Source organism: Brucella cytisi (assembly GCF_038433355.1).
In the GTDB taxonomy this organism is placed as follows: domain Bacteria; phylum Pseudomonadota; class Alphaproteobacteria; order Rhizobiales; family Rhizobiaceae; genus Brucella; species Brucella cytisi.
In genome coordinates this window covers 36,221-61,001 of the sequence record NZ_JBCAUP010000021.1, presented here as the reverse complement: position 1 = coordinate 61,001, position 24,781 = coordinate 36,221, and the positions used below count along the sequence as shown (strand labels likewise).

Here is a 24,781-nt window from a genome sequence, read left to right as displayed (position 1 = left end):
CGTTACGACCAACGAAGTTCGGATCACTATGACCCCATCCAGCTTTCAGCGCCTTTCTGGAACGGATTCTTTGCCGGAACGCCTGCAGAATTGTGTCGTGGCAATCGGTAATTTCGATGGTGTCCATCGCGGCCATCAGGCTGTTCTGGAGCGCGCGCTGGAGATTGCTGAAAAAAGCGGCCTGCCAGCAGTAGTCCTGACTTTTGAACCGCACCCGCGTAGCTTCTTCAAGCCGGATGCGCCGATCGATCGTTTGACCGCAGCAGCGAAGAAGGCTGAAATTCTACATCTGATGGGTTTTGATGCGGTCGTCGAGCAACCATTTACCGGTGAGTTCTCGTCTCGCTCTGCGGAAGACTTTGTTGAACACATTCTGGTTGAAAGATTGCACGCAAGCTGTGTGGTCACCGGTTATGATTTTCATTTCGGTAAGGGCCGGCGCGGAACACCGGAATTTCTTCAGAAAGCTGGAGAAAAAGCCGGTTTCACGGTTACACTTGTCGACGCCTTTTCAGACGAAGGCGATAACCTCGTCTCATCGACCCGCATAAGAAATCTGCTTTGCGAAGGGGACGTCGTTCAAGCAGCGGGACTTCTTGGTTATCGCTATATGGCTTGCGGTAAAGTTGTGCACGGCAAGAAGCTCGGACGTACGCTTGGATTTCCGACCGCGAACATGCAAATCGACGCGCAGGCGGGCTTGAAGCACGGAATCTATGCTGTCAGGTTCAGGCGTGAGAACGGTGACCTTTATGACGGGGTTGCGAGTTTTGGCCGCCGCCCAACCGTGGACAGTGACGGTACGCCCCTTCTTGAAACATTTCTTTTTGACTTTTCGGGCAACCTTTATGGTGAGATCGCTTGTGTATCCTTCTTTGGCTTTCTGCGCGGGGAGATCAAGTTTGATGGCCTTGATCCGCTTATCGATCAGATGAAGCACGATGACGCAGAGGCACGAGCCCTGCTTGCAAGCGCGAAGCCACTGTCAGAACTGGATCGCTTGCTTTCTTTTGAGTGAGGCGAAGTCTTGGTTTCGTTTTCCACTTAAGATTTAAATCAAATTTTACTTATTCTCGACAAAAAGTGATAAATGCCTCAAAATTTGTTGGGGCGCTTTTTGTTGGAGTTTAATGTGGCACGTATTGTTCCTCTGGCGCTTGTTGCAAGTGCCGCATTCCTAACGAGTAGTTCGCTCGCTTTCTCCGCCGATGTACAGCAAGCCGATATTTATGCGGCGGAAACCGTTCAGCCGGCTCGCAAGCATTTCTGGTCTGGCGATTGGTATCTCAAGGTCGGCGCGGCAGGCCTCGTCGCTCCAAAGTTCGAAGGCTCGAACAAATATCGCTTTTCTGCCCAGCCGCTGATCTCACTCGGCCGACAGGGGCAGGCGACGCGCTTCTCATCGCGAAATGACAACGTATCCTTCGCGTTGATCGACAACGACCGCTTCCGCGTGGGGCTCGCCGGTAAGCTGTTGTTCGAAAGGGATGACGATATTCACGGCCTGAAAGACACGAAGTTTGGTGGTGAAGCGGGTGCTTTTGTCGACGTCTACCCCACCGACTGGTTGCGTGTGCGTGGCGAAGTGCGTCATGGTATCCGTGCGCATAATGGCGTCGTAGCCGATATTGCTGCCGATGCATTCTATGATGTTACGCCGACTGTTCGTGTGTCGGGTGGTCCGCGTGCGACTTTCGCTTCAAAGGATTACTTCAAAACCTATTTCGGCGTCGATGCCGAGGAAGCAGTTGCGTCGGGACTTTCCGAATATAGTCCGGGCGGTGGCTTCAAGTCAGCTGGTGTTGGTGGCGCAATTACCTGGAAGGCAACCGACAAGATCGATACGAGCCTGTTTGGTGAGTACAGTCGTCTGCAAGGTCCGGCAAAGGATTCAAGCATCGTGAAGGAACGCGGCTCCCCGGACCAGTTCATGGTCGGCGTTTCTGCGACTTACCGTTTCGATTTCTCGCTGGACTGACCTCAACGGTGTCAATGTGAACATTTTCAGGGGCAGGGATGCAGTTTTATTGCGTCTTTGCCCTTCTGGCCTCTTTATTCCTGCGAAGCTCATTGCTAAAAGCGTGCCCATGATGACGGATTTTCGGCTTATCATGACGGCCATACGAATTATTGGCCCGGCCTCCCGCTTTGCCTGAATGGCTGCTTTGCCAGGTAATATCTGGCGCGGAGGTCCGGGAGCGACTGGCTGTGCTTTACAGTCCCCTGTTTTCTTTGATCCACTTGCCCGCCATCTCCGGCCGGGGCTTCACAGGCGAATACCCTCATGACTGAGACGACCAAAATCGATTATTCCAAAACCCTTTATCTGCCGCAGACCGAGTTTCCGATGCGTGCTGGCTTGCCGCAGCGCGAGCCCGTTTTCGTCGAGCGCTGGGAGGGAATGAATCTCTACAAAAAGCTGCGCGAGCAGGCCAAGGATCGCCCGCTCTATGTGCTGCACGACGGTCCGCCCTACGCCAACGGCAATATCCATATCGGCCACGCGCTGAACAAGATTCTCAAGGACGTTATCACGCGCTCTTTCCAGATGCGCGGCTATAACTCGAACTACGTTCCGGGCTGGGACTGCCATGGCCTGCCGATCGAATGGAAGATCGAGGAAAAATATCGCACTGAGGGCAAGAACAAGGACGAAGTGCCGATCAACGAATTCCGCAGGGAATGCCGCGAATTTGCGACCAACTGGATCAAGGTCCAGTCGGAAGAGTTCAAGCGCCTTGCTATCCTCGGCGATTTCGAAAACCCGTACACGACGATGAACTTCCACGCTGAATCGCGTATCGCTGGCGAGCTTCTCAAATTCGCGGCTTCCGGTCAGCTTTATCGCGGCTCCAAGCCGGTGATGTGGTCGGTCGTCGAGCGCACCGCACTCGCCGAGGCTGAAGTCGAGTATCACGATGTCGAGTCGGATATGATCTGGGTTAAGTTCCCGGTCGCCGGCCAGAATGATCTCTCCGGCAGCGATGTTGTGATCTGGACGACCACGCCGTGGACCATTCCCGGCAATCGCGCCGTGTCCTATTCGTCGCGCATCGAATACGGGCTTTATGAAGTCACGGAAGCCGAGAACGACTTTGGCCCTCGCCCGGGCGAAAAGCTCATCTTCGCCGACAAGCTGGCTGAGGAAAGCTTCGCCAAGGCAAAGCTCCAGTTCAAGCGCCTGCGCGGTATTTCGGCAGACGAGCTTGGCAAGATCGTGCTCGATCACCCGCTGAAGGGCTTTGGCGGCGGCTATGAGTTCGCAGTGCCAATGCTAGACGGCGATCATGTAACCGACGATGCGGGCACGGGCTTCGTCCACACCGCACCAAGCCATGGTCGTGAAGACTTTGAAGCCTGGATGAACAATGTTCGTGAACTGGAAGCGCGCGGTATCGATCCGAGCATCCCGTTCCCGGTCGATGATGGTGGGTTCTATACCAAGGACGCGCCGGGCTTTGGTCCGGATCGCGATGGCGGCCCCGCGCGCGTCATCGACGATAACGGCAAGAAGGGCGACGCCAACAAATCGGTGATGGATCAGCTCATCGCCCGTGACAAGCTCTTCGCCCGTGGTCGCCTCAAGCACTCCTATCCACATTCCTGGCGTTCCAAGAAGCAGGTCATCTTCCGCAACACGCCGCAATGGTTCGTCTATATGGACAAGAACCTCGGCGACGGCACCACGCTGCGCTCGCGCGCGCTGAAGGCCATCGACGATACGCGGTTCGTACCGGCTGCCGGTCAGACGCGCTTGCGCGCGATGATCGAAGGCCGCCCGGACTGGGTGCTTTCGCGTCAGCGCGCCTGGGGCGTGCCTATCTGTGTTTTCGTCGATGAAGAAGGTAACATCCTTCAGGACGATGCGGTCAACAAGCGTGTTCTCGATGCTTTTGAAGCCGAAGGCGCTGATGCATGGTTTGCCGAAGGAGCGCGCGAGCGTTTCCTCGGCAACCGCACCGATGAACCATGGGTGCAGGTGCGCGACATTCTGGACGTGTGGTTCGATTCCGGTTCGACCCACACCTTCACGCTGGAAGACCGCCCGGACATGAAATGGCCGGCTGACGTTTATCTCGAAGGTTCGGATCAGCATCGCGGTTGGTTCCATTCGTCGCTGCTGGAAAGCTGCGGTACGCGTGGCCGGGCACCATATAATGCCGTCGTGACCCATGGTTTCACCATGGATGAGCACGGCAAGAAGATGTCGAAGTCGCTCGGTAATACAGTCACTCCACAGGACGTCATCAAGGAATCCGGTGCGGATATCCTGCGTCTTTGGGTCATGACGACCGATTATTGGGAAGATCAGCGCCTCGGCAAGAGCATCATCCAGACTAATATCGACGCTTATCGCAAGTTGCGCAACACGATCCGCTGGATGCTGGGCACGCTCGCCCACGATGAAGGCGACAATCTTCCCTATGCGAATTTGCCGGAACTTGAGCGCTTGATGCTGCACCGGTTGACTGAATTGGATGAAGTTGTTCGCTCTGGATATGATGCTTTCGACTTCAAGCGCATCGCTCGCACGCTTATCGACTTCATGAATGTCGAGCTTTCGGCCTTCTATTTCGATATTCGCAAGGACGCGCTTTACTGCGATGCGCCGTCGAGCGTGCGCCGTACGGCTGCGCTTCAGACTGTGCGTGAAATCTTTGATCACCTGACGACCTGGCTGGCGCCAATGCTGCCTTTCACTATGGAAGAAGCTTGGCTCGACCGCTATCCACAATCGGTTTCGGTTCATGCCGAGCAGTTCCGTCCGACACCTGCCGAATGGCGGGATGATGTGCTGGCCGAAAAGTGGCGCAAGGTTCGTGCGGTGCGTCGTGTCGTTACTGGCGCTCTGGAACTGGAGCGTGCGGATAAGCGCATTGGATCCTCGCTCGAAGCTGCACCGCTCGTCTACATTTCCGACAAGAGCTTGACCGATTCGCTCGAAGGTCTTGATTTTGCGGAAATCTGCATCACCAGCGGTATTTCGTTGAGCGATGCGGCTGTACCGGAAGACGCTTTCACGCTTTCTGATGTGAAAGGTGTTGCTGTTGTGCCCGCACGCGCCGAAGGTGAAAAGTGCGCCCGTTCGTGGCGTTATACGACGGATGTTGGTTCCGATCCCGAGTTTCCCGATGTCTCGGCGCGCGACGCTGCTGCTCTCCGAGAACTCAAGGCACTCGGCAAGCTTGAAGCTTGATGGAGTTCTGAAGGTTTTACCCTCGGCGCTTCATATGTTGGGGGTATTTTCAGAAGGAAACGGGTTGCAATCCTTTCTTCGGACATGGTGAAATACCGATTAACATCGGATTGCCGCATGGGTTGCACTCATGTACAAGGCATTCCTCGGATAATTTCAAGATCTGCCTTGGAGTTGCCGGTTTCTTCAGTCAAGGCTTGCTTGAGCAAATTTTGGTGAAGATAAAATCGGCAAGCGTAAAAGAAGTGGCGCTAATGAAGATTGAAGGACGAGTTCTGGTGCTTATGACAGCGATAGCGGGCGTTTCGCTATCCGGCTGCGTTTCTTCGCCAACCTATGGAACCGACAAGACCGCAGGAGCACAGCTCTTTGACGATGTGTCGAATATGGCGAGCTTCGGACAGGGTAAGAACAAGAAAGAACGGATTGACTACAAGCCTCGCCCCGACCTGGTTCGTCCGGCTCCGGGGGATAAAGGTCAGTTGCCCGCTCCGCAACAAAGCGTTGTTAGCGCCAACGATCCGAATTGGCCAGAATCGCCGGAACAGCGTCGCAAGCGTCTGCGTGACGAGATCACGGCAAACCGCGATGATCCGGATTTCGTGTCGCCGGTCGTTCAGGATGGTCCGGTAGCGTCCAACATTCAGGCAGCATTGCCGAGTGGTAACAGCCGCCGCGAAGATTATGAGTCCCGTACGCCAACATTCGACCCGGCAAAGGTTGCGGCCTACAAGGCTGCACGCCAGCAGCAGGTTCAGGGTTCCTCGACGACACGCCGTTATTTGAGCGAACCGCCGCTTACTTATCGTGAGCCTGCGTCTACTGCAGCTGTAGGCGAATTGGGTACGGACGAGGCGCAAAAGGAACGTGAGCGCAAGAAGGCATCCGGCAAATCCAAGGGCTGGCGCGACTATTTGCCTTGGAACTAATCGTTTGCTGAATTTATTTTCTTGATAATAAGCCACAGTAAATAGAATTTACTGTGGCTTATTATTTCAGTAGTTTTAGTGAATGTTTAATCTGTTTTCTCGCAGGAACGATTATTAAATTTTTTTAATGTTGGCAGTTTTGACGTATATTTGATTTCAATCAAAGATTCCTTTCATGCAGATCTTATCATGCCAACATGGGATGTAAGGTATGATTTGATGAACGATACGAACACTATCTGGGATACGCCGTCGGGATATGGTCTAATCAGTCGATCTCTTCATTGGCTGATGGCTCTCCTGTTTCTTTGGCAGTTTGCGTCAGCAATTCTACGCGTCGTGGCTAAAGATACGACGGTCTACAATATCTTCTGGTCGGCTCATTACCAGCTTGGTTTCGCGCTTATGGTGCTTGTACTATTACGCGGGGTCTGGGGATTGTTGAACTCAGGTCGTCGTCCGCATAAGTCAGGCCATGTCGGCAAACTGGCTAAACTCGGGCATCTCGTTATCTATGGCCTAATGTTCGCAGTTCCTGCATTGGCTCTGCTGCGCACATATGGCGGCGGGCGAGGCTTCTCGTTTCTTGGCATCCGGATTTTCGAGCAGACCGATGTGAAAAATGCCGCGCTGACCGCTCCGGGCAGCGCATTGCATGGTTTGCTGGGTTGGGGCCTGCTTGTAATAATTGCGGGACACGTTCTGATGGCTCTTATTCATCATTTCATGCTGCAGGATAATACGCTGCGCTACATGGCCGGACACAAGGCTCTGAGCAGAAGCTAGCGCTTGTCTCGGAAGAAATCCCGCAGGATTTTCTGTGAATCCCCCTCGGAGAAACCCGCATAAATCTCCGGTACATGGTGGCAGGTGGGCTGCGTATAAAACCGTGGCCCATGTTCCACACCACCACCTTTCGGGTCGGAGGCGCCGTAATAGAGGCGACGTATACGGGCGAAAGAAATGGCGGTTGCGCACATCGCGCATGGTTCCAGCGTCACATAAAGATCGCAGTCGACCAGACGTTCGGATTGTAGGGCTTTTCCAGCCTCACGAATTGCAAGCACTTCGGCATGGGCGGTTACGTCATTGAACTCACGTGTACGATTGCCTGCTCGTGCAATGATCGTGTCCTGATGTACGATGACTGCGCCAATTGGAACCTCTCCACGTGAACCTGCAGCGCGCGCTTCTGCAAGTGCTATCTCCATGGGGGTAGCCTTATTTGGGTCCGGGACTTTGGCACTCTTATTCATGCCTGTTCCATTTCGTGCATTCTTTCGGAAATTTCGCTCGCAAGCCATGAAGCGATTTGTTACTGCATAATTCTCGAAATCGAAACCGATTTGCGAACGGATTTATACAGCGTTCCTGTTTCCGGCTGTCCCTTGCCTGTCATTAAAGGTGTAAGGTGACACGGCAGCGCTGCTGAAAGGCCAATACCAGATGACTAAAGATGATGACAACAAGGATGGCAAGCGTCCGCATGGCCGTGGAGGGCGCTCCGACCGTCCCGGTCGGCCAGATCGTGACACTCGTCCGCGCCGCGATGACGGCGGACGTGACAAGCCACGTAAATTCGGACCGCGCGACGCCGAGGGGCAAGAGGACACGGGCGAACGTATCGCCAAGCGTCTGGCACGCGCAGGCATAGCTTCACGCCGTGAAGCGGAAACGATGATCGTTGCTGGCCGTATTGCCGTGAATGGCAAGGTGCTTGAGAGCCCTGCGGTCAATGTCAAGCGCACGGATATTATTACGGTCGACGGCAAGCCATTGAAGCAGACCGAGCGTACCCGTCTCTGGCTTTATCACAAGCCTGCGGGTCTTGTGACGACCAATCGCGATCCTGAAGGTCGCCCAACGGTTTTCGAGGCACTGCCTGCCGAGATGCCACGCGTACTTTCAGTTGGTCGTCTCGACATCAATACCGAAGGTCTGTTGCTGCTCACCAATGATGGTGGTCTGTCGCGCGTTCTGGAGCTGCCATCCACCGGCTGGCTGCGCCGCTATCGCGTTCGCGCCCACGGCAAGGTCACACAGGTACAGCTTGATGAGCTGAAGAACGGCATTGCCGTCGATGGCGTCTTCTACGGCAGTATTGAAGCAACGCTTGAGCGTGAGCAGGGTGCCAATGTCTGGATCTCTATCGGATTGCGCGAAGGCAAGAACCGTGAAGTAAAGAATATTCTGGGCGCTCTTGGTCTGACTGTTGGACGTCTGATCCGCGTTTCGTTTGGTCCGTTCCAGCTCGGTGATCTTGAAGAAGGTGCAGTACGCGAAATCAAGGGACGTATCCTGCGAGATCAGCTTGGTGACAAGTTGATTGAGGATTCAGGCGCGGATTTCGATGCGCCTGTTCTGAACGAGTTTTCCAATGCCGCTGTTCAGGGACGGACTCGTCGCGACGTGGAAGATGAGGGCGAGGAAGGCGAACGCCGGCGTGGCCCGCGCGAACGTGAATGGATTTCCAGCAGTCCTCAGCGTCGTCGCGGTCGCGAAGATAAGGGAGCCGAAAAGGTTGAGCCGCGTCGTCGCGGAAACGCCAATGTCTGGATGGCTCCAGGTGCGCGTCCCAAGGGCGAAAATGCGGCTGCCAAGCCCGCCCGTGTGGAACGTCAAGTTCCGCATCGTTCAGCGAAATTCAGTGGCGATCTGCAGATGCGCCCGCGTCGGGCTGGTGATGAGGAGCAGGGACGCGACGAAGGTAGTGAACGCCGCTATAACAAGCGACCGGAAGGCCGCTTTGATAAGGACGCTCGTCCACAGCGTCCGCGTCCGGAAGGAAACCGTTCGGAAGAGGGACATCCAGAGCGCCGTGAGCAGCGTGAGGATGGACGCAAGGAGCGTCGTCCCGGCAAACGCGAGCGTGCAGAATTGCGCGACGCGGAAGGCCGGACTGTAGAGCACGGTAAGGGCGGCTTCGAGGGTCGCAAGACGGGAAAGCCGGGCGGACCGCGTGGTGAAGGTCGTTTTGGTGCATCCGATCGCGATACGCGCTCAGGCCCGCGCAGCAGCGGACCGGGTAATAAATCTCGTCGTTTTGATGATGGTCCGAAGGATGGACCGCGTCGTGGACCGGGAAACAAGCCGGGTGGTAAACCAGGTGGAAAGCCGGGTGGCGGCAAGTCAGGCGGTGGCAGAACTGGAGGCGGTGGTGCGGATCGTCGGCGGTAGATTGCGCGGGCGTGCGCTCGTAACGCCTTCGACCAACGCCATTCGTCCCACCACCGATCGCACACGCGAGAGCCTGTTCAACATCCTCGCGCATAATTTCCCCAACAAGGTAGAGGGCGCACGCGTCCTCGACCTATTTGCAGGGACAGGCGCGCTTGGTCTTGAGGCCCTATCGCGCGGTGCGCGCTACGCGACCTTCGTGGAAGAATCTGCGGAGGGGCGGGGATTGTTGCGTCAGAATATCGAGGCTTTCAGTCTGCAGGGGCACACCAAGATTTTGCGGCGCGACGCCTGTCAGTTGGGTATCGTCGGTACGATGGAGCCGTTCGATTTGGTTTTTGCCGATCCGCCTTATGGGCGGCGTATGGGGGAAAAGGCATTTTTGTCTGCACTTCAAGGTGGTTGGCTTAATCCTGACGCACTTTTGGTGCTTGAAGAAGATGCTGAGGCGGCGCTCAAGCTTGATGAGCGATTCGTCGTGTTGGAAGAGCGCAACTACGGGGGCACGATTATTCGGCTGATCCAGTTGAAAGCCGCCGGTTGAATTAGCGGACGCTTCTGTTCGCATAAAAATTGAAATGCTGCCCGGAAGAACCGGGCGGGAATGAAACCGATTGGAGATGTCGCTTGGTGAATAACCCCTCACTCCGGCGCTTGCTGTTGTCTACCGCCTTGGGTTTCGTGCTGGCTTTACCACTGGCAAGCGGCGCCGTCCGGGCAGAAAGCCAACCTGCTGCGGTCACTGAAACACAGCCGACGCCTGCTGTCGACCAAGTCGCCCTTCCCGAAATCACCCAATCCGACGGGGTCAGTCATTTCACATTGCCAAATGGTCTGGAAGTGGTCGTCATTCCCGATCATCGCGCTCCAGTCTTAACGCAGATGATCTGGTACCATGTGGGATCGGCCGATGAAGCGCTCGGTGTTTCGGGTATAGCGCATTTTCTCGAACATCTGATGTTCAAGGGCACGAAGAACCACCCGGCTGGCGAGTTTTCGGCGAAAGTCGCCTCCATCGGCGGGCAAGAAAACGCCTTCACCTCCTATGATTATACGGCCTATTTCCAGCGGGTATCTCCCGAAGCGCTGGAAATGGTGATGCAGTTCGAGTCGGACCGGATGGAAAATCTGGTGCTCAATGAAGAAGCAGTGAAAACCGAACGGGATGTCATTCTGGAAGAACGCCGGATGCGAGTTGATTCCAATCCGGCTTCCATGCTGATGGAGAATAGCGACGCTGTTCTTTTCTATAACCATCCTTATCGCAAGCCTGTAATTGGCTGGCAGCAGGAAATGGAAAAGCTAAGCCTCAAGAACGCCATCGACTTTTATCAGCAATATTACACACCGAATAACGCAACGCTCATCATCGCTGGAGACGTTACACCGGAACGCGTACGCGAGCTGACGTTGAAGACATGGGCAAAGGTGCCGAAACGCGCCGAAGTTCTACCGCGTGAGCGTCCGCAGGAGCCCGCGAAGCACGCCGCCCGCGTCGTGACGTTGCACGATGAGCGTGTAAGCACCCCCTCATTCCGTGTGTCGTGGCTTGTTCCTTCCTATGCGAACGAAAAACGGTTTCCGAATGTAAAACCAGGGGATGCCCCCGCCCTCGATCTACTGAGCGAAATTCTCGGCGGTTCGTTGCGTTCACGCCTTTATCAGGAATTGATCGTCAAGCAGGGTATCGCTGCCAATACGGGCGCGAGCTATGGTGGCGATGCGCTTGATGACGGTACGTTTTCTGTATATGGCGCGCCGCGCAATGGCGCGACGCTTGGCGATGTCGAAAAGGCCGTTGAAGCAGAAGTGACACGGATCATCAAAGACGGTGTCAGCCAGACCGAGCTTGATCAAGCTCGCAATCGTTTCCTGAAAGCGGTTATCTTTGCACGCGACAGTCAGACAGGGATGTCCCGGATTTATGGCTCGTCGCTGTCTGTTGGTCAAACGGTTGACGATATCCAGAAATGGCCGGAGGTCATCAAGGGTGTCACAGTCGATCAGATCAAGGATGTGGCGACGCGTTATCTCGTTAAAGACCAATCGGTAACGAGTTACCTGCTTCCTCCGGACGCCGAGCCGGAGAGCGCTCGCGAGAACCCGGATGCGTCAGCGGGAAGCGCCGGGGCCAATGGTGCGGGAGGAGCGATCCAGTGAAGAACATTCTTACGTTGAACTTCAGACGTGTTTTCGACTTTCGCTATGCCGGGTCGGCTGTGGGTGTTCTTGCCGCATCCGTGACATTGTTGATCGTGTGCGCCTTGCCGGCGCGCGCAATCGAAATTCAGGAAGTTGTTTCGCCAAAAGGTATTCATGCCTGGCTGGTAGAAGACGATTCAGTCCCGCTTATTTCCATGCGGTTCTCATTCAAGGGTGGCACATCGCAGGACCCTTCCGGGAAGGAAGGGTTGGCTAACCTGATGACAGGGCTGTTCGACGAGGGAGCGGGCGACCTGAAATCGGATGTGTTTCAGGAGAAGATAGACAATCTGGGCGCGGAAATGAGCTTTTCTGCAACACAGGATTCCGTTTCGGGCGGTATTCGCATGCTCGCGGAAAATCGCGACGCAGTCACAAACTTGCTTGCTCTTTCTGTCAACAAGCCTCGCTTCGACCAGGATGCAATTGATCGTATTCGACAGCAGGTGGTTGCGAGTATCGAATCCTCACAACGCAACCCTTCGACGATTGCTTCGCGTAAGTTCTCCGAAGTTCTTTACGGGAACCATCCTTATGCGCATCCCGATGATGGCACGGTGAAATCACTGCAGTCGATCACGCGTGACGATCTGGTGAACTTTCACCGCAAGAACTTTGCGCGTGACCGTCTGACTATCGGCGTTGTGGGTTCGATCAATGCGAAGGATTTGGGGGCGTTGCTGGATAAGGTGTTCGGCGATCTCCCCGCGATGGCCGAACTGGTTCCTGTACCCGATGCCAAACTGGCACTTGGCACGACGACCAGCCTCAATTTCGATATGCCGCAGACCTCGATCAGCTTTGTCTATCCGGCAATTCCGCGCAAGGATCCCGAATTCTTTGCAGCCTATCTGATGAACCATATTCTGGGTGGTGGCTTTACATCGCGTCTTTATGCCGAAGTGCGTGAAAAGCGTGGCCTTGCCTATTCGGTATCGTCATCCATGGTCATGCGCGATCACGTTTCGGCATTGATGATTTCGACTGCGACCCGTCCTGACAAAGCGCAGGAATCCCTGAAGATTATCCGCGAGCAGGTTGCTGCTATGGCCGCGGACGGGCCCACGGAAGACGAACTTGCTGCTGCCAAAAACTTCCTCAAGGGATCTTACGCCGTCAACAATCTGGATTCATCCGCCGCTATTGCTGAAACTCTCGTTAGCTTGCAGGAAGCAGAACTTCCGCGTGATTATATCGACAAGCGCTCGGAGTTGATTGATGCTGTAACGTTGGATCAGGTCAAGGCTATTGCCAAGAAACTGCTTGAAGCGGAACCGGCAATATTGATTTTCGGCCCGGCCCAAAGCTAAAAGGTGCCAAATTGGAAAAGGCAGTGCCGTCATCGCCCCGAATTGCCGTCGCTTTCGGCGGAGGTGGGGCACGCGGCATTGCCCACATCCATATTGTCGAGGTACTCGATGAACTTGGTATCAAACCGGTTGCAATTGCAGGCTCCTCGATAGGTTCGATTGTCGGAGCCGGAATGGCGAGCGGCATGACGGGCAAGGAAGTTCATGAATATATGGCGGCGATTTTCAATCGCCGCTCGGAAGTCGCAAAGCGTATGTGGCAAACCCGCCCTGCGCGCTGGGTAGAATTGCTGAAAGGTGGCTTGCGCGTCAGCCAGTTCAATATCGAAAAAGTGCTGGACGTCTTTTTGCCTGCAAGCCTGCCGATGAATGTAGAAGAGCTGAAAATCCCGATGACTATCACAGCGGCGGACTTTCACGCCGCTCGGGAAATCCATATTCGCGATGGCGATCTGCATTCGGCCGTCGCGGCATCCTGTGCCATACCACCAGTTTTCGCTCCGGTGCGTAGGGATGGCCGCATTCTGGTCGATGGCGGCTTGTTCAATCCAGTACCCTTTGATCTGCTGTTCGATGAGGCCAATATTGTCATCGGTATCGACGTTGTCGGCACGCCGGTCGGACCAGATGACTACATGCCAACCACGTTCGAGGCAGTGATCGGGGCGAACCAGCTGACCATGTGCTCCATCATCGAAAACAAATTTCGCATTCGTCCGCCGCACATTTTTATTCGCCCTAATGTTGAGAGGATCGGGCTTCTGGATTTCCTGAAGTTCGAACAAATACTGTCACAGAGCGCCGGTGTTCGCGACGAGCTGAAACGTGCTATCGAACTGGCAGTCGAGGGAAAAGTGGTGCCGATAAATTCCACGCTTGCGACCTGAATTTATCGGCGTCCTAAGTTTTTGCTATTCCGCCGGAACCGGTGATCCGACTGCGCCGCTTGACGGCGAGGCGGATATGATGTCATCCGCGCCTTTGTCGATGCGTTGACCTTCGCGTGTGGGTTTGACCAGAGGTTCTGGTGTGACCGGTTTATTGAAGAGCAGATGACGGCCAGCCATGATTCCTTCCGAGGCCTGCACATGGAGACGGTCTTCGTCACGCTGGCGCACATCTTCGCGAATTTCGTAGGCTTGTGTTTCAGCTACACCGAGTCCTTCCAGGGTACGCTGTCCGAACAATAATCCGGACTCGAAAGTCTCACGCAGTTCATATTCGACACCTTGAGCGCGCAATTGCAGTGTGTGCTCGCGATCGTATGAGCGAACGAACAGCCGAACATCTGGATATTCGGACTGTATGAGGTTGACGATGTGGTTAGTCGTTTCCTTTTTGTGGGTACAGATAGCGACGATCTTCGCCTTTCTTATACCTGCCGCTTCCAGCACGTCCTTGCGGGTGCCGTCACCGAAATAGATACGAAAACCGAATTTTCCAGCAGCGCGGACACGGTTAGGTGAACTGTCAATCACGGTTACGTCGATACCACCAGCAAGCAGAATCTGCGACGCTATCTGACCATATCGCGAGAATCCGATCATCAGTACGTCAGAACCTGCACCCTCGAAATTTTCTTCAATTACATCGACAGTCTTGTCCTTGATAAGCAGCTTTGAGCCAACGAAAACGGAAAGCGGTGTTAGCGCCATGGATACGGTGACGGCAGCTACAAGCTCTGAGCCGAGTGCGCTTGAGATTATGGATGCGGCAGAAGCTGCCGAGAAAAGAACAAAGGCGAATTCGCCACCCTGCGGCAAAAGAAATGCGATCCGCACAGCATCGTTATGGCTTGATCGGAAGACGCGGCACAGCAGATAAATGATCGCAATTTTGGTCGCCATGAAGACGGGCACTGCAAGAAGAATAATCTTCCAGTATTGCAGGATCACCGTGAGGTTCAGCGACAAGCCGACAGAGACAAAGAACAATCCAAGAAAAATACCGCGGAAGGGTTCGATGTCGGCCTCCAATTCGTGCCGGTAGGATGACTCGGCCAGCAATACGCCTGCGATGAATGCCCCCATGGCCATCGAAAGACCAGCCGCCTGAAGTAAGCTGGCCGATCCGAGCACAACAAAGAGCGCCGCTGCAATCATTACTTCCCGAGCACCCGTGTTGGCGATGATGCGGAACATCGGATTGATGAGATAACGCCCCGCGACGACCAGTGCTGCAATGGCTGCAATTGCCGTGGCAAGATGGAAACCCGCGCTCACCTGCGACGGTTCATTCGGCGAAAGTGCCGGAATAATCGCAAGGATCGGTACGATGGCGAGGTCCTGGAACAGCAGAATTGAAAAAGCACGTTGACCGTGTTTCTGGTTCGTTTCGGCCCGGTCCTCCAAAACCTGCATGGCAAATGCCGTAGACGAAAGCGCGAGACCGAAACCGATGATGATCCCTGCTTCGGAGCTGAGGCCCGCAAAGTAGATGCCAAGCGCAGTCAGGGCTGCTCCACAAAGCAGAACCTGGGCGGTACCAAGACCGAAGATCGATTGGCGCAACGCCCAAAGTCTTGAGGGTTTCAGCTCAAGTCCGATGATGAAGAGAAGAAAGACAACGCCAAGCTCGGAGAAGTGCAGAAAATCTTCTCCGTCTGCAATGAGGCGTGCCACGGGGCCGATCGTGATGCCTGCCGCAAGATAGCCGAGGACCGTGCCGAGCCCCAACCGCTTGAATAGCGGCGCAGCGATTATTGCACCGCCCAAAATCATCAGACACTGTAGGTAGAGACTTCCGCCAGTTGCAACCATACTCAGCTCTTGGAATTTGGAGAAATGTAGAAGGGCTTGTCTTGAAGCCCTTTGATTTCGGCAATATAGAAACAAGATATGGCTGTAATCAGCCCGATGTCGAACAATTTGACGATATTTTTTGGCAAGTCCCGCTGCAGACTGTGGTGCAAGGTTGAGCCGCGATAAACTTGAGAAACTCGGATTATATAATGATTTCAGATAATTCGGCAGAGAAACTTGTCGATCGAGCAGCCGCACTCGTGGCTGCTGCCAAACGGGCGGGTGCTGATTACGCTGACGCAGTCGTGATGCGAGCGCGCTCTGTGAGTGTGTCGGTGAGATTAGGCAAGGTTGAGGGAACCGAATCGTCGGAAAGTGACGATTTCGCTTTGCGTGTTTTTGTCGGCCGTCGCATCGCCAGTGTTTCCGCTAATGCGAGCGCCGATCCGGACCGTCTCGCAGAGCGCGCTGTTGCCATGGCGCGTGTTGCGCCGGAAGATCCTTACGAGCAGCTTGCCGACCCATCGCTGCTTGTTGTTTCGGCTCGTGATCTTGATCTCTACGATTCGACGGATATCGATTCCGAACGTCTGACGCAGGACGCACTTGCGACAGAAGCGGCTGCACTCGCAGTCAAGGGTGTGACGAATTCAGGGGGAGCAGGCGCCTCGCGTAGCTTGGGTGGTCTGGTGCTGGTCACGTCTACGGGATTTTCGGGGCATTACGCAGCCACACGCTTTGGACGATCGGTCTCCGCCATTGCGGGCGAGGGCACGAAGATGGAGCGCGATTACGATTTCAGTTCGCGCCTGCATTTTTCCGATCTCGATACGCCCAGTGCTATCGGAAGTCGCGCGGGTGAACGCGCCGTGCGGCGGTTGGATGCACGTCAGGCAAAAACGGGCCCCGTGACGGTTGTCTATGATCCTCGCCTTGCGCGCGGTATTGCCGGACATCTTGCAAGTGCGATTAACGGTGCCTCGGTTGCGCGGAAGACGAGCTTTCTTCGGGACAGTCTTGGTAAGCAGGTTCTCAAACAGGGCATAAATGTTACCGACAATCCGCTGCGCGTGCGTGGCTCTTCTTCCCGCCCGTTCGATGGCGAAGGGATTGAGGGACAGCCTTTGACGATGGTTGAAGACGGAATTCTCAATCAATGGTTGCTTTCTGGGTCGAGCGCCCGCGAACTTGGCCTGCAAGGCAATGGCCGTGGCGTCCGCTCGGGTTCCGGTGTTTCGCCGGCGTCTACCAATTTTGCCATTGAGCCCGGTTCCCAGTCGCCGGACGAGCTAATCAGTGCCGTTGGCACAGGTTTTTACGTGACTGAGGTGTTTGGGCAGGGCGTGGACATGATCACTGGCCAGTATAGCCGCGGAGCATCGGGCTTCTGGATCGAAAATGGTGGGCTTGCCTATCCTGTCAGCGAAGTAACGATTGCTTCGAACCTCAAGGATATGTTCCTCAATATGACTCCTGCCTCCGATATCGATCGAAACTTCGGGATGACTGCGCCGACACTCGTAATTGAAGGCATGACACTTGCCGGGAACTGACAAGCACAACGAAATTGTCGGTGAACTGGCGCTCTTGCGTGATGCTGCGCGCGAAGCTGGTTGCATCGCGATGCGATACTTCGGTCGTTCTCCGGAAGTCTGGCTGAAGGATGGCTCATCGCCTGTGAGTGAAGCGGATCTGGCTGTCGACTGCTATTTGAAAGACATTCTTTTGAAAGCGCGGCCGGACTATGGCTGGATATCTGAAGAAACCGTCGATGAACGGGCTGCTGCAAAACGCTGTCGTGCCTTCGTGGTCGATCCTATTGACGGCACCCGCGCATATATTGCCGGGCAAGATCAATGGTGTGTAAGCATTGCCATTGTTGAAGATGGTCGCCCGTTGGCGGGCGTTTTAGAATGTCCGGCGCGCAACGAACTCATCGAGGCTGGCAAAGGGACGGGTGCATCGCAAAACGGTACGTCCATTCATGTCAGACTACCGTCGCCCGGTGAACAGGTCACCATCGCATCAGCGCGCAATATGGTCACGGCACTGCCGGAAAGCTGGCGGGATCGTGCAAAGATTCATCCTTATGTTCCCTCCCTCGCCTACCGTATCGCAATGGTCGCACGCGGAGATATAGCGGGCACCTTCATTCGGCCAAATTCGCATGATTGGGATCTGGCGGCAGCTGATCTGATCCTGAGTGAGTCGGGCGGGGCAATCCTGACAAGCGATGCTTTACCGATCACATATGGCGGCCCGACGTTGAGCCATGGTGCTCTCGTTGCCGCCAGCGGGGACCTTCTGCAGGAAATGTTGAGTGTTGTCGCGGACTGACCCTTGGGTTAATCATGCCGCGAACCAAATTTGTTCAGGGATAATTGTCATGAGCGTCGAAGGCGACAAAAAACAGCTTCTTCACCTGGTATTCGGCGGCGAGTTGAAAAAGCTCGGTACCGTTGAGTTCCGTGATCTTGAGAACCTCGATATTGTTGGCATCTACCCAGATTATGAGACCGCTAAGACTGCATGGAAGTCGAAGGCACAGCAAACAGTAGACAATGCTCATATGCGCTACTTCATCGTGCACCTGCATCGGTTGCTCGATCCGGAAGGCGTGACGCTGAAGGCGGATTGAGCGGTTTGTCTGCTCCCGGCCAACATCGGATGCAAAGCGGAGATAGCTCGGGTCAGACTACCGGGCATAAGAAGCAAGGGTTCGCGAAGCGCCTCTGGCGGCGTATGCGCGGGCCGCTGGCGCAGTCTGCCGTGGTTAAAGCTCTGCTGGTCTGGTTGATCACGGCCTACTTCAAGCTTGTCTACTTCACCAATTCTCGCTTGAAGGAATCAGCAGATCCACAGGCACTGGTGGGTAAGGATGATCCGTTCATCGTGACTTTCTGGCACGGACAACATCTCATGGGGCCGTTCATCTGTCCCAAGGGAATTGAACTGGTTGCCATGTTCTCGCGAAGTGCTGACGCGGAGCTGAACGCTCGCGTTGCGGAAAAACTCGGATTGTTGACGGTGCGCGGTTCCGGAGGGCGAGGGTCTCGTTCCAAGCCTGAAAAGGGTGGCGCACGCGCGCTTCTGACGCTGAAGAACGCTCTCAAGAACGGGCAGTCGGCGTCAATTATAGCGGACATTGCTCACAGCAAAGCGCGTGAGGCCGGAGAAGGCATCATTTTATTGGCGAAATTGTCCGGTCGCCCGATAATACCGGTTGCTTATGCTTTCTCTCGGAACCATGTTTTGGAAAAGTCGTGGGACAAGACGACGATTCCACTGCCCTTTGGGCGTTCGATTATCGTGCGCGGCGACAATGTGTGGGTCGACGCGGATGCCGATGAAACGCAACTGGAAGAAAAACGCATGGAGCTAACGCGCCAACTCAACGACGCGACCGTCAGGGCCTATGCTGCGTTGGAGAAAGCGAAATGAGCGAACGATGGGCGCGCAGTATGTTGTCTGCCTACCGTGCACTCGGCTCTGCGGCCTATCCATTCATGGGGCCTTACATCGCTTATCGAGCGTCTCGCGGTAAGGAAGAGCGAACGCGTCGTGGCGAGCGCTATGGTAAATCGGCCATTGTGCGTCCACAGGGGCCGGTTATTTGGGCCCACGCGGCAAGCGTTGGTGAAACCGTCGCGATCACGCCATTGATTGAGCGGATCGCCGCAACGGGTATCCATATTGTGCTGACAACAGGTACTGTGACGTCGGCAAAAGTTGTGGCGGACCAGTTGGGTAACAAGGTTATCCATCAATATGCTCCGCTGGATTTGCAGCCAGCGGTCAACAAGTTTCTCAACCACTGGAAACCTGATCTTGCCATTGGTTGTGAGTCTGAAGTCTGGCCCGCAACTGTGCTTTCGCTCGGCAGTCGTCATACGCCACAGGTCCTCGTCAATGGGCGCATGTCTGACCGCTCCTTTGCTGCCTGGCAGAAGAGACCGGCTCTCGCCGAAGCGCTCTTTGAAAATTTTGCCTATGTGGTCGCTCAATCGGAACTTGATGCAGATCGGTTTCGGACGCTGGGTGCGCGACCGGTCAGTGTTTCAGGTAATCTAAAAGTCGATACGAATCCTCCGCCAGCCGATCCGCAGGCTTTGGCTGCATTGCAGCGCCAGATCGGTGGACGGCGGACATGGGCAGCAATTTCGACCCATGACGGCGAAGAAGCGATCACAGCAGAAGTTCATCAGATGCTGAAAGTGCGCTATCCGCATCTTGTCACGATTATCGTTCCGCGTCATCCGGATCGCGCTCCAGCCATTGAGGCTATGCTGGTGGAAAAGGGGCTCAAGGTCGCGCGTCGCAGCGCCAATGAGCCGATTGAAGCCGATACCGATATCCTGTTGGGAGACACCATCGGGGAGATGGGACTTTACCTCCAACTCACTGAAATAGCGTTTATTGGTAATTCGCTGACCAAGGAAGGCGGTCACAACCCGCTGGAACCGGCGATGATGGGGACTGCCGTGCTAACCGGGCGAAATGTTCAGAATTTCCGCGAGTCCTTCCAACGTCTCATCAAGAATGGTGGCGCACGCATTGTGAAGGATCGCAATATGCTCGCAGGAGCGATCAATTTCCTGTTCAACAACCCTCAGCATCTCCGAGCCATGATCAATGCCGGGGTAAGCACGGTCAGGGACATGCGCGGTGCACTGGATCGTACGCTCGTCGCGCTCGAGCCGTTTATCCAGCCATTGATCCTGCAGGCACAATTGCCAGGCAATCGCAACGAGGCTGCCTATCAGTCGGGCGGTCACTGAAGATGGCGAGCGAAGCGCCGCCTTTCTGGTGGGAGAAACCTGATTGGCGCGCTTGGTCTTTGGCGCCTGCTGCTTGGCTCTACGGAGCGGTGGCGGGGCGTCGGCTTTTGAAAGCGGCACCACCAAGAATTTCTTTGCCGGTTCTTTGCGTGGGCAATTTTACCGTAGGCGGGGCGGGGAAAACACCGACCGCAATTGCTTTTGCTGCTGGGGCAAAAGCACGAGGTCTAAACCCTGGAATCGTCTCGCGCGGTTATGGTGGTACCTACAAGGGACTGCACGTTGTCGATGCTGCTCATGACAGTGCTCGTTATGTCGGGGATGAGCCGCTTCTGCTGGCACAACATGCTTCGGTGGCTCTCTGTCCTGATAGACTAAAGGCGGCTCGACATTTACAGACGCTCGGTTGCGATTTCATCATCATGGATGACGGTTTCCAGAGCGCACGACTTTTTGCCGATTTTTCGTTGCTGGTTGTGGATGCGACGCGTGGTATTGGCAACGGCAGGGTAATACCGGCAGGCCCCTTACGTGCTCCGCTGACAGACCAGATGCGTAAGACCGATGCTTTACTGCGCATCGGCAAGGGCGACGGTGCTGATTTCGTTATCAGGCAAGCGGCGCGGGCAGGTCGGCCGATATATGAAGCCCAGCTTAAGCCGTCGTCTACCACACCGGTAGCGGGCAATCGTTGGCTTGCATTTGCAGGCATAGGCAATCCTGAAAAATTCTATGCAAGTGTTGTTGAAGCAGGCGGTGAGATTGTGGAAACACGCTCGTTCCCCGATCATCACAGCTTTGCATCGGACGATATTCGCAATCTGGCAGACACAGCACGCCGTCAGGGGTTAGGATTGATTACCACAGCGAAGGATCAGGTGCGTCTGGCAACGATGATTGGAGTAACTTCCGGCTTTCTGGCGAAACTTGCTGTCCTCGACGTCGATCTCGAATTTGACCGCAATGATGGACTTGACCGCATTCTGGACACGATCATCGAGCGCTTCAAAAGCCGTATTACGGGCTAATTTTAAGCTTTCTTGCGGCTACGCAGTTCTGGATTGGCTTCCAACTCACGTTCAAAGGAAATCAGGCCTGTTGCGTAGGGTTCCTGCCGTGAAACGCTCCAATATTTGAGTTCATCGAGCGGGATATGGGCGCCGGTTACAGCACACGCGACATAGGCTCCGTGCCTGACGATTTCATAATCACCGTCGAGATAACGCAGAACAGCTTCGGATGAGCGGGGCGATTCAAATTTATTCATGTATCTAAAACCTTTGCGACTGACTCTAGCAAGCACCGGGCGTCGCGTCCAGCAGTACCGGCTCTTGCTTGGTGGTAATTCTATCAGCGCCTGCCAAAAAGCCGTTCGATATCTGTCAGTTTCAATTCGATGTAGGTCGGACGACCGTGATTACAGGTGCCTGAACCGGGGGTGTCTTCCATTTCACGCAGAAGTGCATTCATTTCTTCAGGCTTCAACCGCCGTCCCGACCGCACGGAACCATGACAGGCCATTGTTGCGGCCACATGGTTGAGCATGGCCGTCAATCCTTCAGATGTATCGTGCTCGGCAATCTCATCCGAAAGATCGCGGATCAGCTGTTGTACATTCATTTCTCCGAGCATTGCGGGTGTTTCCCGCACAGCAATAGCACCCGGCCCGAATTGTTCGATGCCAAGGCCAAAGCGTGAAAGTGTTTCTGCGTGGGTTGCCAGCCGCTCGGCATCTTCTTCCGACAGATCCACGATTTCAGGAATAAGCAGCATTTGTCCCGGTATCGGGCGAGCATGCAGGGCGTTTTTCAGCGCCTCGTAGACAAGTCGCTCGTGAGCTGCATGCTGATCTACAATGACGAGACTGTCTTCTGTCTGCGAGACAATATAATTCGCGTGGATTTGTGCGCGGGCCGCGCCAAGCGGCTTCTGCCGGAGTTCCACCGGCGCTTCGTCAAGCGTCGCCCGGGTATCTGCAGCAAGCACATTGAAAGTAGTGAGCGTCGCCTGATCACTTTCTTGAAAAGAGGGTGCCGGTCCCAAGTCCAGCGGTCGATGCGCCGGATGCGCGGTCTGCGGTGACCATTCGTTTATGGGAGCTGAAGGCGCGGGGCGCCAGTTTCCTGATGCATAAGCAGTCGAAGAGGGACGCGATGTGAATGATGGTGAGGCCGACTGGAACCCTTCTGCGCGGAACGCTTGCAGCATGGCACCGGCACCGCTGGTTGCAGGCCGAATGCCTGACTGCGCCAGTGCCTGTTTGATTGCACCGACGATCAGTCCGCGAACAAGGCCCGGATCACGGAAACGCACGTCAGCCTTGGCCGGATGCACATTAACGTCGACCAGTGCCGGGTCCAGCGTCAGAAACAATACGGCGACCGGATGACGGTCGCGCGCCATAACGTCAGCATAGGCTCCGCGTAATGCGCCGAAAAGCTGTTTGTCCCGCACCGGACGCCCATTCACATAAGCGAACTGGTGCAGGGCATTGCCGCGATTGTGGGAGGGGATGCCGACAAACCCGGCCAGACGCACACTGTCGCGTTCGGCATCGATGGCAAGCGCATTTTCACCGAATTCTTTTCCAAGCACTTGATTGATGCGCTCGAGCGTTGCTTCTGCACCGCTGCCGGTTGCGGCCAGTTCCAGCGGTGTCCTGTCGGTGCCCGCGAGCGAAAAGCGGACATGCGGAAAGGCAATTGCGATGCGCTTGATGACATCAGTTATGGCGGAAGCTTCTGCACGATCGGTTTTCATGAATTTGAGACGGGCAGGTGTCGCGTAAAAAAGATCGCGCACCTCGGCAATTGTCCCGCGGTTCAAAGCAGAAGGGCGAGGACCGTCAAGCTGTCCGCCTGAGACCGAAACTTCGAAACCGGAATCTGCATCTTGCGGGCGAGATTTGAGGGTCAGTTTTGCGACTGAACCGATGGACGGCAGAGCTTCCCCACGAAACCCCAGTGCGCGAATGTCGTGCACATCATCGGAAAGCTTGGAGGTACAGTGGCGGGAAACTGCCAATGGAAGTTCATCGACCGGAATTCCCGAACCATTATCCGTCACCCGCAACAAGGTCTTGCCACCGCCGCCGGTCACGACCTCAATACGGGTCGCGCCGGCGTCAATGGCATTTTCGACAAGTTCCTTGATAACGCTGGCGGGGCGTTCGATGACTTCACCCGCCGCGATCTGATTGATGATGGTTTCGCTTAAGTGTCGAATTGGCATGGCCGGACTATAGAAGGATTCGCTTCTGTAAAGAACATGCTTCTACGCCCCGCACAGACTGTCTTTTGTGCATTCACGAATGACGCCGAATACACACTATTGTCAGCAGATAATCACCTTATTGCGGGGCATAGTCCTTATAGGCTGGCAAGTTCAAATCCTTGAGGCTGTCCGCATTGATAACTGCACGTGCCACGGCTTCTGCCATAACTGTCGCGGCGATTGCTCCAATTGCCGTCACATCGGCTTCCACGCCCTTTGCCTTGCCTGTGGAAAGCGCGAAGATCGTGTCACCGTCCCACATTGTATGGATAGGATTGATTGTGCGTGCAAAACCGTCATGCGCCATGCCCGCAATCTTTTTGAGCTGAGCCTTGTCGAATGGGACATTGGTCGCTATTGCGCCAATCGTTGTGTTGGCACCGCCTGACTTTACCACGCCATGGCCCTGCATGATGGCGGATATGGTATCCCGGTAGCCCTTTCCGTCCTCTGTCCGCGCACCAGCCAGAATCTGGCGCGAATTCGGTGCATAGACGTCGCCGACAGCATTGACGGCAACAATTGCGCCGACAACGATTTCGGTGCCGGGTACCTTATAGCTAGCTGTGCCGAGTCCTCCCTTCATAGCGTATTCCATACCGAACATCTTGCCGACAGACGCGCCTGCGCCAGCACCGATGTTGCCTTCTCCAGAAGCTTCAGCCTTTGCGGCCTTGCATGCCAGATAACCGGCTTCCTCATCGGGACGCACAGAAAAATCTCCGACGCCGAGATCCATCAAGATTGCCGCCGGTACAATCGGAACGACGCCTTTGCCGATCTTGAAGCCGAGATTGTTCTCTTCAAGATAACGCATAACGCCGGTCGCAGCTGCCAGGCCATAGGCACTGCCGCCCGAAAGCAGGATGGCCTGAACCTGTTGTACATAATTGATTGGATCGAGCAGATCGGTTTCACGCGTACCGGGCGCAGAACCGCGCACATCAACGCCCGCAGAAGCGCCTTCCTCGCATAGAAGAACGGTGCAGCCGGTCGGGCGTTTTGTCAGTGTGTGGTGTCCCAGCTTGATTCCGGGTACATCCGTGATGCTTCCACCCATAAGCTCCAGCATGCCTGCTCCTCCCTCAGTAGCTGCCGATGCCACATTGACGACAAAGGGCATTGCCCCGAGTCCCGCAAGCGACTTGGTGAATGTTCTGCGATCCATGAACAG

The 24,781-nt window shown here is 55.2% G+C and carries 21 protein-coding genes; 16 read left to right on the top strand and 5 right to left on the bottom strand.

From position 1 onward, the window contains the following. Positions 1-28: 28 nt before the first annotated feature. The 5 genes from AAE521_RS18945 to AAE521_RS18925 all read left to right on the top strand — a co-directional run bounded on the left by AAE521_RS18945 (position 29) and on the right by AAE521_RS18925 (position 6,912). Positions 29-1,018 (top strand): bifunctional riboflavin kinase/FAD synthetase, encoded by a 990-nt coding sequence (locus tag AAE521_RS18945; RefSeq protein ID WP_342062146.1) that lies wholly within the window; start codon positions 29-31, stop codon positions 1,016-1,018. 99 nt (positions 1,019-1,117) lie between these two features. Next, positions 1,118-1,978, top strand: a complete 861-nt coding sequence (locus tag AAE521_RS18940; protein WP_374864985.1) for a MipA/OmpV family protein — start codon at positions 1,118-1,120, stop codon at positions 1,976-1,978. 306 nt (positions 1,979-2,284) lie between these two features. Next, on the top strand, positions 2,285-5,197 hold the full coding sequence (ileS, locus tag AAE521_RS18935; protein WP_342062144.1) for an isoleucine--tRNA ligase: 2,913 nt from the start codon (positions 2,285-2,287) through the stop codon (positions 5,195-5,197). 254 nt (positions 5,198-5,451) lie between these two features. Continuing rightward, positions 5,452-6,126 carry a hypothetical protein gene (locus AAE521_RS18930; RefSeq protein ID WP_071633581.1) on the top strand — a complete coding sequence of 225 codons (675 nt, stop codon included), beginning with the start codon at positions 5,452-5,454 and terminating at the stop codon, positions 6,124-6,126. Positions 6,127-6,345: 219 nt separating this feature from the next. Then, on the top strand, positions 6,346-6,912 hold the full coding sequence (locus AAE521_RS18925; RefSeq protein ID WP_071633589.1) for a cytochrome b: 567 nt from the start codon (positions 6,346-6,348) through the stop codon (positions 6,910-6,912). Here AAE521_RS18925 and AAE521_RS18920 read toward each other — a convergent pair. After that, positions 6,909-7,382: a nucleoside deaminase gene (locus tag AAE521_RS18920; RefSeq protein ID WP_342062143.1), complete on the bottom strand. Its 474-nt coding sequence runs from the start codon at positions 7,380-7,382 to the stop codon at positions 6,909-6,911. The genes AAE521_RS18925 and AAE521_RS18920 overlap by 4 nt on opposite strands. 190 nt (positions 7,383-7,572) lie before the next feature. On the opposite strand from AAE521_RS18920, the gene AAE521_RS18915 reads away from it, so the two are divergent. The 5 genes from AAE521_RS18915 to AAE521_RS18895 all read left to right on the top strand — a co-directional run bounded on the left by AAE521_RS18915 (position 7,573) and on the right by AAE521_RS18895 (position 13,702). Continuing rightward, on the top strand, positions 7,573-9,303 hold the full coding sequence (locus AAE521_RS18915; RefSeq protein WP_342062142.1) for a pseudouridine synthase: 1,731 nt from the start codon (positions 7,573-7,575) through the stop codon (positions 9,301-9,303). Then, positions 9,284-9,847: a 16S rRNA (guanine(966)-N(2))-methyltransferase RsmD gene (gene rsmD / locus AAE521_RS18910; protein ID WP_342062167.1), complete on the top strand. Its 564-nt coding sequence runs from the start codon at positions 9,284-9,286 to the stop codon at positions 9,845-9,847. The genes AAE521_RS18915 and rsmD overlap by 20 nt, the downstream gene beginning before the upstream one ends. An 86-nt stretch (positions 9,848-9,933) precedes the next feature. After that, positions 9,934-11,463: a M16 family metallopeptidase gene (locus tag AAE521_RS18905; RefSeq protein ID WP_342062166.1), complete on the top strand. Its 1,530-nt coding sequence runs from the start codon at positions 9,934-9,936 to the stop codon at positions 11,461-11,463. Between the two features lie 5 nt (positions 11,464-11,468). Continuing rightward, positions 11,469-12,815 (top strand): M16 family metallopeptidase, encoded by a 1,347-nt coding sequence (locus tag AAE521_RS18900; protein WP_342062165.1) that lies wholly within the window; start codon positions 11,469-11,471, stop codon positions 12,813-12,815. A gap of 11 nt (positions 12,816-12,826) precedes the next feature. Next, positions 12,827-13,702 carry a patatin-like phospholipase family protein gene (locus AAE521_RS18895; RefSeq protein ID WP_342062141.1) on the top strand — a complete coding sequence of 292 codons (876 nt, stop codon included), beginning with the start codon at positions 12,827-12,829 and terminating at the stop codon, positions 13,700-13,702. Positions 13,703-13,726: 24 nt separating this feature from the next. Here the strand turns inward: AAE521_RS18895 and AAE521_RS18890 are convergent, their stop codons facing one another. Then, the gene (locus AAE521_RS18890) at positions 13,727-15,574 is read right to left on the bottom strand and encodes a monovalent cation:proton antiporter-2 (CPA2) family protein (protein WP_342062140.1); all 1,848 of its coding nucleotides are present in this window, start codon (positions 15,572-15,574) and stop codon (positions 13,727-13,729) included. Between the two features lie 191 nt (positions 15,575-15,765). Here AAE521_RS18890 and AAE521_RS18885 point away from each other — a divergent pair, with 191 nt between their 5' ends. The 6 genes from AAE521_RS18885 to lpxK are packed head-to-tail and all read left to right on the top strand — an operon-like array spanning position 15,766 to position 21,362. Continuing rightward, a complete protein-coding gene (locus AAE521_RS18885; RefSeq protein ID WP_071633575.1) occupies positions 15,766-17,109 on the top strand; it encodes a TldD/PmbA family protein in 1,344 nt (447 codons plus the stop codon). Further along, complete coding sequence (locus tag AAE521_RS18880; protein ID WP_071633574.1) at positions 17,096-17,893, top strand: 3'(2'),5'-bisphosphate nucleotidase CysQ; 798 nt, start codon at positions 17,096-17,098, stop codon at positions 17,891-17,893. The genes AAE521_RS18885 and AAE521_RS18880 overlap by 14 nt, the downstream gene beginning before the upstream one ends. A gap of 49 nt (positions 17,894-17,942) precedes the next feature. Further along, positions 17,943-18,194 (top strand): DUF4170 domain-containing protein, encoded by a 252-nt coding sequence (locus tag AAE521_RS18875; RefSeq protein ID WP_071633573.1) that lies wholly within the window; start codon positions 17,943-17,945, stop codon positions 18,192-18,194. 29 nt (positions 18,195-18,223) lie between these two features. Further along, positions 18,224-18,997, top strand: coding sequence for a lysophospholipid acyltransferase family protein (locus AAE521_RS18870; protein WP_342062164.1), 774 nt, complete (start codon positions 18,224-18,226; stop codon positions 18,995-18,997). After that, positions 18,994-20,334, top strand: coding sequence for a lipid IV(A) 3-deoxy-D-manno-octulosonic acid transferase (gene waaA / locus AAE521_RS18865; protein WP_342062139.1), 1,341 nt, complete (start codon positions 18,994-18,996; stop codon positions 20,332-20,334). The genes AAE521_RS18870 and waaA overlap by 4 nt, the downstream gene beginning before the upstream one ends. Before the next feature lie 2 nt (positions 20,335-20,336). Then, positions 20,337-21,362 (top strand): tetraacyldisaccharide 4'-kinase, encoded by a 1,026-nt coding sequence (lpxK, locus tag AAE521_RS18860; RefSeq protein ID WP_342062138.1) that lies wholly within the window; start codon positions 20,337-20,339, stop codon positions 21,360-21,362. Between the two features lie 2 nt (positions 21,363-21,364). On the opposite strand, the gene AAE521_RS18855 is transcribed toward lpxK, so the two are convergent. The 3 genes from AAE521_RS18855 to AAE521_RS18845 all read right to left on the bottom strand — a co-directional run bounded on the left by AAE521_RS18855 (position 21,365) and on the right by AAE521_RS18845 (position 24,775). Further along, positions 21,365-21,601, bottom strand: coding sequence for a DUF2093 domain-containing protein (locus tag AAE521_RS18855; RefSeq protein WP_071633569.1), 237 nt, complete (start codon positions 21,599-21,601; stop codon positions 21,365-21,367). An 83-nt stretch (positions 21,602-21,684) separates the two neighbouring features. Beyond that, positions 21,685-23,565, bottom strand: coding sequence for a DNA mismatch repair endonuclease MutL (gene mutL, locus AAE521_RS18850; RefSeq protein WP_342062137.1), 1,881 nt, complete (start codon positions 23,563-23,565; stop codon positions 21,685-21,687). Between the two features lie 118 nt (positions 23,566-23,683). Further along, positions 23,684-24,775, bottom strand: coding sequence for a P1 family peptidase (locus AAE521_RS18845; protein WP_071633567.1), 1,092 nt, complete (start codon positions 24,773-24,775; stop codon positions 23,684-23,686). Positions 24,776-24,781 lie beyond the last annotated feature (6 nt).

Excerpts from the sequence above, each read along its gene's own strand:
- AAE521_RS18945 (WP_342062146.1), top strand. The coding sequence starts at position 29 with ATGACCCCATCCAGCTTTCAGCGCCTTTCTGGAACGGATTCTTTGCCG.
- ileS (WP_342062144.1), top strand. The coding sequence starts at position 2,285 with ATGACTGAGACGACCAAAATCGATTATTCCAAAACCCTTTATCTGCCG.
- AAE521_RS18930 (WP_071633581.1), top strand. The coding sequence starts at position 5,452 with ATGAAGATTGAAGGACGAGTTCTGGTGCTTATGACAGCGATAGCGGGC.
- AAE521_RS18925 (WP_071633589.1), top strand. The coding sequence starts at position 6,346 with ATGAACGATACGAACACTATCTGGGATACGCCGTCGGGATATGGTCTA.
- AAE521_RS18920 (WP_342062143.1), bottom strand. The coding sequence starts at position 7,382 with ATGAATAAGAGTGCCAAAGTCCCGGACCCAAATAAGGCTACCCCCATG.
- AAE521_RS18915 (WP_342062142.1), top strand. The coding sequence starts at position 7,573 with ATGACTAAAGATGATGACAACAAGGATGGCAAGCGTCCGCATGGCCGT.
- AAE521_RS18890 (WP_342062140.1), bottom strand. The coding sequence starts at position 15,574 with ATGGTTGCAACTGGCGGAAGTCTCTACCTACAGTGTCTGATGATTTTG.
- AAE521_RS18885 (WP_071633575.1), top strand. The coding sequence starts at position 15,766 with ATGATTTCAGATAATTCGGCAGAGAAACTTGTCGATCGAGCAGCCGCA.
- AAE521_RS18875 (WP_071633573.1), top strand. The coding sequence starts at position 17,943 with ATGAGCGTCGAAGGCGACAAAAAACAGCTTCTTCACCTGGTATTCGGC.
- AAE521_RS18870 (WP_342062164.1), top strand. The coding sequence starts at position 18,224 with ATGCAAAGCGGAGATAGCTCGGGTCAGACTACCGGGCATAAGAAGCAA.
- waaA (WP_342062139.1), top strand. The coding sequence starts at position 18,994 with ATGAGCGAACGATGGGCGCGCAGTATGTTGTCTGCCTACCGTGCACTC.
- lpxK (WP_342062138.1), top strand. The coding sequence starts at position 20,337 with ATGGCGAGCGAAGCGCCGCCTTTCTGGTGGGAGAAACCTGATTGGCGC.
- AAE521_RS18855 (WP_071633569.1), bottom strand. The coding sequence starts at position 21,601 with ATGAATAAATTTGAATCGCCCCGCTCATCCGAAGCTGTTCTGCGTTAT.
- mutL (WP_342062137.1), bottom strand. The coding sequence starts at position 23,565 with ATGCCAATTCGACACTTAAGCGAAACCATCATCAATCAGATCGCGGCG.
- AAE521_RS18845 (WP_071633567.1), bottom strand. The coding sequence starts at position 24,775 with ATGGATCGCAGAACATTCACCAAGTCGCTTGCGGGACTCGGGGCAATG.